The 6,652-nt window shown below is 37.5% G+C and carries 4 protein-coding genes; 3 read left to right on the top strand and 1 reads right to left on the bottom strand.

From position 1 onward, the window contains the following. The first annotated feature begins 261 nt into the window (after positions 1–261). Positions 262–729 carry a hypothetical protein gene (locus AC3DU7_RS20965; protein ID WP_488041241.1) on the top strand — a complete coding sequence of 156 codons (468 nt, stop codon included), beginning with the start codon at positions 262–264 and terminating at the stop codon, positions 727–729. A 228-nt stretch (positions 730–957) separates the two neighbouring features. Further along, positions 958–2,205 carry a glycoside hydrolase gene (locus tag AC3DU7_RS20960; protein WP_488041240.1) on the top strand — a complete coding sequence of 416 codons (1,248 nt, stop codon included), beginning with the start codon at positions 958–960 and terminating at the stop codon, positions 2,203–2,205. 612 nt (positions 2,206–2,817) lie between these two features. On the opposite strand, the gene AC3DU7_RS20955 is transcribed toward AC3DU7_RS20960, so the two are convergent. Continuing rightward, complete coding sequence (locus AC3DU7_RS20955; protein ID WP_488041239.1) at positions 2,818–3,996, bottom strand: SGNH/GDSL hydrolase family protein; 1,179 nt, start codon at positions 3,994–3,996, stop codon at positions 2,818–2,820. 1,136 nt (positions 3,997–5,132) lie between these two features. Here AC3DU7_RS20955 and AC3DU7_RS20950 point away from each other — a divergent pair. After that, entirely contained in the window at positions 5,133–6,413 is a 1,281-nt protein-coding gene (locus AC3DU7_RS20950) for a CHAT domain-containing protein (RefSeq protein WP_488041238.1), read from the top strand. The last annotated feature ends 239 nt before the right edge of the window (positions 6,414–6,652 follow it).

Here is a 6,652-nt window from a genome sequence, read left to right as displayed (position 1 = left end):
ATACAAACCGAAAATTCCCCTTCTCAAAGTGAAGTTCTAAATAAGATAAAAATTTTCCCGATGGAAGCAAGGTTTTCAAGAATAAGCTATAAGTAATAATATGGTGAGGGGTAAGACCCCTCGATGTAGTTGCAGCTTTATCAAGGACATCTAATGCTAAAGACTTTTCCGGTTGATACAACGCGAAATATCAATCCTCTAACCAATAACTTCAGGGTCAACAATTTCAACAGATATACCGTAGCCATTCCTAACGATGAAATGACTAAATCAGAACTCTTACAACTCTCAACAATGTCTAGTTGTATTCGCCTTGGCCTAGAAAACTTAAAATCCTTTGAAGTAGTAGACCATCAGTTTAAAAATTGGGGCTTAACTTTCTCTAATGCAATTGCGATCGAACCCTCAAACCCTGTTTTTGCAATTCCTCCAGGTGTCAAAGTCTTGATGGGAGCGCCAAAAAGTGGCCTAATAGAAATTAGCTTTGAATCTCCAGTCAAGTTTGTTAGTGGAGTGGTTACCAGTTCTCGCCGAACAATCTTGTCAGCCTACAATCAAAATGAAGAGCTTGTGGCCAAAGACGAAACGCCCGCCTCAAACTTACTTAACTCTAATTCACATATTTCCCCAAATGCTCAATTATCTGTGAATGGCGAGAACATTCACAAAGTTAGTTTCTACGCTTTTGAGGGTCAACTAATAATTGTAGATTTGAAGTTTGGCTTCTGAAACTTCCCAAAAGTTCGAGCTAGCTCCAAGATTTGAGGACTTGTCCTAACTTTTCTTAATAGACCTCTCCGGAAAAGAGGGAGTAGGGAGTAGGGAATAGGGAGTAGGGGGAAATAATTGATGATTTATGCACGATAATTGATTTAATTTTTGATTATCACCAGATGTCTAATAGTGTTATAAGTAATAAATCCACTAATGGTTTAGTACCAGGAAGAGTGTCAGAAAGTGTCAAATCCTAATCCTCTGTCTATATTTGTCCCCTGGTTACATTTTCATCAACCTCCGATTTGGAATAATGGTCAACTACAGGGCAATTTAGAAAAAATGCTTGGTGGTGAAGAAAACTCTGAAGAGCGTTGGAATGCTCAATGGTTTGCTCAAGCATACAAAAATCCTGCTCGTTACGCGAAACAACTCACACAAGAAGGTCATCAACCTCGGATGATGGTAGATTACTCTGGGGTATTGCTCGAAGAAATGGCCAAGCTTTCTACCAATGGTATTTTTTCTCATCTTCACGTTGATAGCGAAGCACTAGGAGATGTAATTAGTCTCTGGCGAGAAGTTCTTACAGAATATTCAGACACAATAGAATTTACTGGTAGTGCATATAGTCATTGCTATTTTCCGGCCACTCCCGAACGAGACCATGAAGCTCAAATTATGGAATGGCGACGAGTCTTTGCCGATCTATTTGGGGCAGAGGCATTATCGCGAGTAAGGGGGTTTTGGCCACCGGAGATGGGCATGACAGGAGACCCTGCTGAAGCATTGAGATTTATACGTCTGTTGAAGAAGTGTGGTTATGAATGGATTATTTTACCTAATGCAGCATTGGAACATCCTGAAGGTTGGAGTACGCCAGAGTTAGAAAATAGAGTGCATTGGTTGGTGGTAGAGTCAGGTGGTGAGTCGGAACGTATGCTCTGTGTAGTTAGGGATACGGATATGGGTATTCGACAGCAAAGTGGTCAAAATGCTGAGGGTTGTATTAGTGATGTGCGATATCGTGGGCAAGAAGTGGGAATGAAACCGCCTGCTTTGGTAGTGCCTACTTCTGATGGGGAAAATGGTAATGTGATGATGTTTGAATATTTTAAGAATTCTTTTGCTCCTCTGTTTAGGGAGAGCGATCGCTGGTCTGATGTGGGTTTTCTGACTGTAAGTCAATATATCGATACATATTTATCAGAGGGTTCAGCTACAGAGGTAAGACTTAAGTCAACAGGGGGTTCGTGGATCGGTGGTCATCAGCAATGGCAAGAGGGAGACTTAAGACAAGAGGTATTGGCAGCAGTTGAAAAGTTGAGTCAAGATTATGCCCAGGTTGTAGAATCTGGCAAGGGATCTGCTGAAAAAACTAGGGCGTTATTGTTGTGTGAAACCAGTTGTTTTGTTTATTGGGGTTCTGATTTTTGGGCGGAACAGGCAAAGTTATGTATTGAGTGGGCAAGTAGGGGAGTAGGGGAGTAGGGAGAGGGGGAGTAGGGCTTCATTCTCAATAGACACGGGGACGCGGAGACACGGAGACACGGGGATGGAGGCTTTTAAGCGGCGGTGAACTAAATAGGGTTTGCTTATGGAAGTCTTTTTGCTAAGACAGGGAGTAGGGAGTAGGGAGTAGCTAAGAGTCAAGATTTAGAGGGAGTTGTAGAGGAGGTAGTCGGAAAAATTATCCCTTGCTAACTCTGCCCCACTATACGCCAAAATACTCACTTTTTGAGCCTTATAAGGCGAAAACCAGGTACTTTTTCACGTTCTAAAAAGGCTAAAACCTTTATCTATAAAGACTTTTATCTTTAATCAGCAAACCCTAAATATCCTCTCAGAGCTTAAATACGCTTATTGGCTGAAAAATCGGCAAATTTTGGCAAATTTCACTGTTCCACTATCCCCATTACTCCCGTTCTCCCGCTCATCCTTAAATCTACAATACTTTAAAACAGCCCTGCTGGAGAAGTGTGGGAAGTGTGGGAAGTGTGGGGAGATGGGGAGATAGGAGCATTTTTATCGGTGAAAATATCAGGAACGGGAACGGGCAAGATGCCCATTCCACAATGAAAACTGCTGTAATGCAGTGTAGGGTTAGCTCAAACCCTTTTTTATTCCCCCTGTTGCCTGTTGCCTGTTGCCTGTTGCCTGTTGCCAGCGCACAGCGCTATACTTCTGCTTGAAGGCTGACATTGCAAACAAACTTGCGCCAATTCCCACAAAGCTCAATGCAGAAGTAGGTTCTGGAACTGTTTTAAATTCTGATTTGAGAGCAGATAAAGCTTGATCGGCGACTATCTGATTAGATATTTCTGTAGGATGAATTATATCCCAGAATAAGTATTCACCTGGATCGGGAACATCAATATCGCAGGACTCTACTGAACCATCTGCTGCTAAAAAAGCATCTGGACAAAAAGCTAATACTGTATCTGACCAACTGTCTGTTGTATTGGTAACATTAAACTGACTGGGATTTTCAACGATCTCATCTACAATAGAGTTAACATCTAATAGGATGATGTTTGCTCCAACTAAAGATTGATTTAATTGAGCGATCGCATCCTCTAATTTTTGGTTGTGCTCATCAGTTGACTCATTCAAAATATTAGATGTATTTGTTAATGTAGCTAAAGGACTAAGACCTAATGATGGCAAGTTAGGAATGAGGAAGTTGCGAGCGCCTATGTTATATAAAGATGCGATGGCGTTAGAAATATTATTAATAGTTGTATCTGTATTAGGTGGTGCATCTGGTTGTGATGTCAAACCTAATGTAAATAGAGGGTCTAAAAGATAATCATTTGCACCAGTCCAAATGGTATATAGTGCTTTGGAGTTAGCTGAACTATCTGTTGCTAACAGAGGACTAATAAAACTCTCAAGTTGTTGCTGTAAACCTAGAGGAAAATCATCAAAAATATTCTGGTCTCCGCTGAGAGAACCACCTGTAGCATAGTTTGCCCCATTAGGTGAAACAAAAAAATTAGTAAAAAAAGCTGTAGGACTTAAGTTTAAAGATGATGCTAGAGATTCTATCCAAATAGGTCTGTTGGAAAATCTACCCTCAAAAGAGAGGGAGTTTCCAGGAAATGCTCCACCTGTCTGACTAAAAGCATTTCCTGTATCAGAAAGACTATCTCCAAAAATAAACATTTGAGAAAAATCCAAACTGGAATTATCGGAGTTGAAATTTGCAGCAGACACAGGAAATATACCCATAGTTAGAGCAGATGCGCTTAAGGCAATGCTTATGGAAAAAACATGATTCATTTTTACACCCTGTTCGATGTAATAACTACTGAATATTTGCATAATATTCCCAACTAATTATACCAATTTGATAAATATTTCAGGACTTACGCAGATACTCTGCATATAGCGATGGTGAATACTATTTTCCACTACAGATAGTGGTTTAAAAGTAAATTTGCGTAAGTCCTGTATTTGTTACAAATGGTAGAAGTAAGAAAGAAGGAAGAAGAGATAAATATTAAAAAAAATGTAAAAATGATATAAATAACTATCTAAAATTAACTAGACTAGCTATTTTTAAGCATATCCGATTAAGCTCTACCTTTTTATAGCATTCTTTTTTTTAATTGGTATTACCTGGAGATGATAATAAGAAGGAAGAAGGTGTTTATTTATCTAGGCGATACTTATCTAAAACAGAAGGAAAAATCTTGCATTGTCTGAGTTTTAAGCTTTTGATATGGCAAATACGTAAGCATTCAGCCGTCAGCATTCAGCTATCAGCTATCAGCTATGAGTTATTAGCTCATTATCAGCTCAAAAGAGGAATTAGTCTCCAAGGAGAATTAAAACTTATAAAAAAATGTCTTTAGCTAACTTTAGTAATTTCTTGAATATGTTCAAAAGCTGTTTGCGCAGCATGACCTAGGAAATGCTGAATGCTGATAGCTGAATGCTTACTCAAATACAGTAATGGCGACTGCTATATATAATTTTTAGTATTTTAAGGTATATATACAGCTACTTCTAAGAAACACAAGTGGTTTTGGCATTCGCATAGTATCCATGATTTGATAATTTTATTAGATTGGTACTTTGAGCAATTCATCACCACAAACTAAGTTTTTTATTCCATATTCAGATATTGACTATTACTATGGAAAATTGCCGAATAATTTACACATTTACTCAAAAGTAAAATTTTACTTTGACAAAATAGCAAAATTATAGTATAATAATAAGCTTAATAATGCTTCCTAATTTTTTAAGATACTTTACTGGATAATTCAAATAGGACTGCTAGGAATAAATATAGTTTAATCAGTAATACTAGCTTGTGGAGTAAAACTATGTATCATCAGAAATGGAAAAAAAGAATTATTTTTTGTTTATTATTTATCTTAATTTTTTTTAGTACCATTATCTTAAATATATTGCTAGTAAAACAATCAGCGATCGCTGTTAAAGAAGAAGACTGGGATAGATTTTTAGAACAGAAAGACTTTATTGAAGCAGTAAATCAAGTCGAACAGCATTGGGAAAGAGACTATGAAAAATATTTTGATGAAAATCTAGCTGACTTTTCAGTAACGGCTGAAGGTATTGCTGAAACTCTTTCAAATATATCTCAACAAACTGGTACAAAACCTGCTGTTATTTGGATTTGGCCACGAGCCGAGCAAATGCAGCTAGTCTTAATAACTCCAGGCAAAAAACCAGAAATTTATAGTGTTACTGATGCAGATAGGCAACAGTTAATTAATACAGTCAGAAGGCTAAATGTAGAAATTACAAATCCTAGAAGACGCAATACCACATCATATCTAGATTCAGCACAAAAATTATATGAATGGATGGTAAAACCATTAGAGCCGACTTTAGAACAGGAAAAAGTAGATACTATTATGTTCTGTTTAGGTATGGGTTTGCGAACGTTACCATTAGCAGTATTACATGATGGAGAAAACTTTTTGATAGAAAAGTATGCTCTTACTAGAATTCCCGCATTTAATCTGATAGATACTAACTATAATAAAATTAAAAATGCTGAAATATTAGCAATGGGAGCATCAGAATTTAAAGAACTAGAACCTTTACCAGCAGTACCAGTAGAAATTAACAAAATCACACGATTTACATGGCAAGGTAATGCTTTGATGAATCAAGATTTCACAGTTAACAATTTACAGGAACAACGACAAAAAAAATCTTATGACATAGTTCATTTGGCTACCCATGCAGAGTTTAGACCAGGAAAACCAGAACGGTCTTATATACAGTTTTGGAATGATGAAAGAATTGGATTAGATGAAATAGAAAAATTAAAACTGAATGACCCCCCAGTAGAATTATTAGTTTTAAGTGCTTGTCGCACTGCCTTAGGGGATAGACAAGCAGAATTGGGCTTTGCGGGATTAACAGTAAAGTCAGGAGTTAGATCGGCATTAGCAAGTTTGTGGAATGTCAGCGATATCGGAACATTAGCATTAATGACAGAATTTTATCAACACTTACAAAAAACACTACTGAGAGCAGAAGCACTCCGACAAGCTCAAATTGCAATGATACGAGGGGAAGTAAGTATAAATATGGGTGAGCTAAGTGGAACTAGGGGAGAGTTACAACTACCACCAGAATTATCAGAGTTTGGCGATGAAATTTTTTCTCACCCTTATTATTGGTCAGCTTTTACATTAATTGGTAATCCTTGGTAAGTTTTCTGGGTGTTGGTAATTTAGACGCTAGTATAGATATATCTTCTCGATCTTTCCAGATGTAATAATTATGATGTAATACCAATTGTATGTGAGGCTGCACAAAATTAGGTCTTAGGTGTCGGGTATTATAGCAATGAGCGCTGGCATATTTACATACTACTATTGTCATTAAAAGCAATACATGCTTTACTGCATGACTGATATTTTTGATGTGCGATCGCGCTCATTCTGCCATC

This window comes from Okeania sp. (assembly GCF_983059655.1).
The sequence above is the reverse complement of the archived record's forward strand: the minus strand, read 5'-3'. Positions and strand labels throughout refer to the sequence as shown.

What these genes read in the sequence shown, in the direction of transcription:
- AC3DU7_RS20955 (WP_488041239.1), bottom strand. Translation starts at nt 3,996, where the DNA reads ATGAATCATGTTTTTTCCATAAGCATTGCCTTAAGCGCATCTGCTCTA.
- AC3DU7_RS20965 (WP_488041241.1), top strand. Translation starts at nt 262, where the DNA reads ATGACTAAATCAGAACTCTTACAACTCTCAACAATGTCTAGTTGTATT.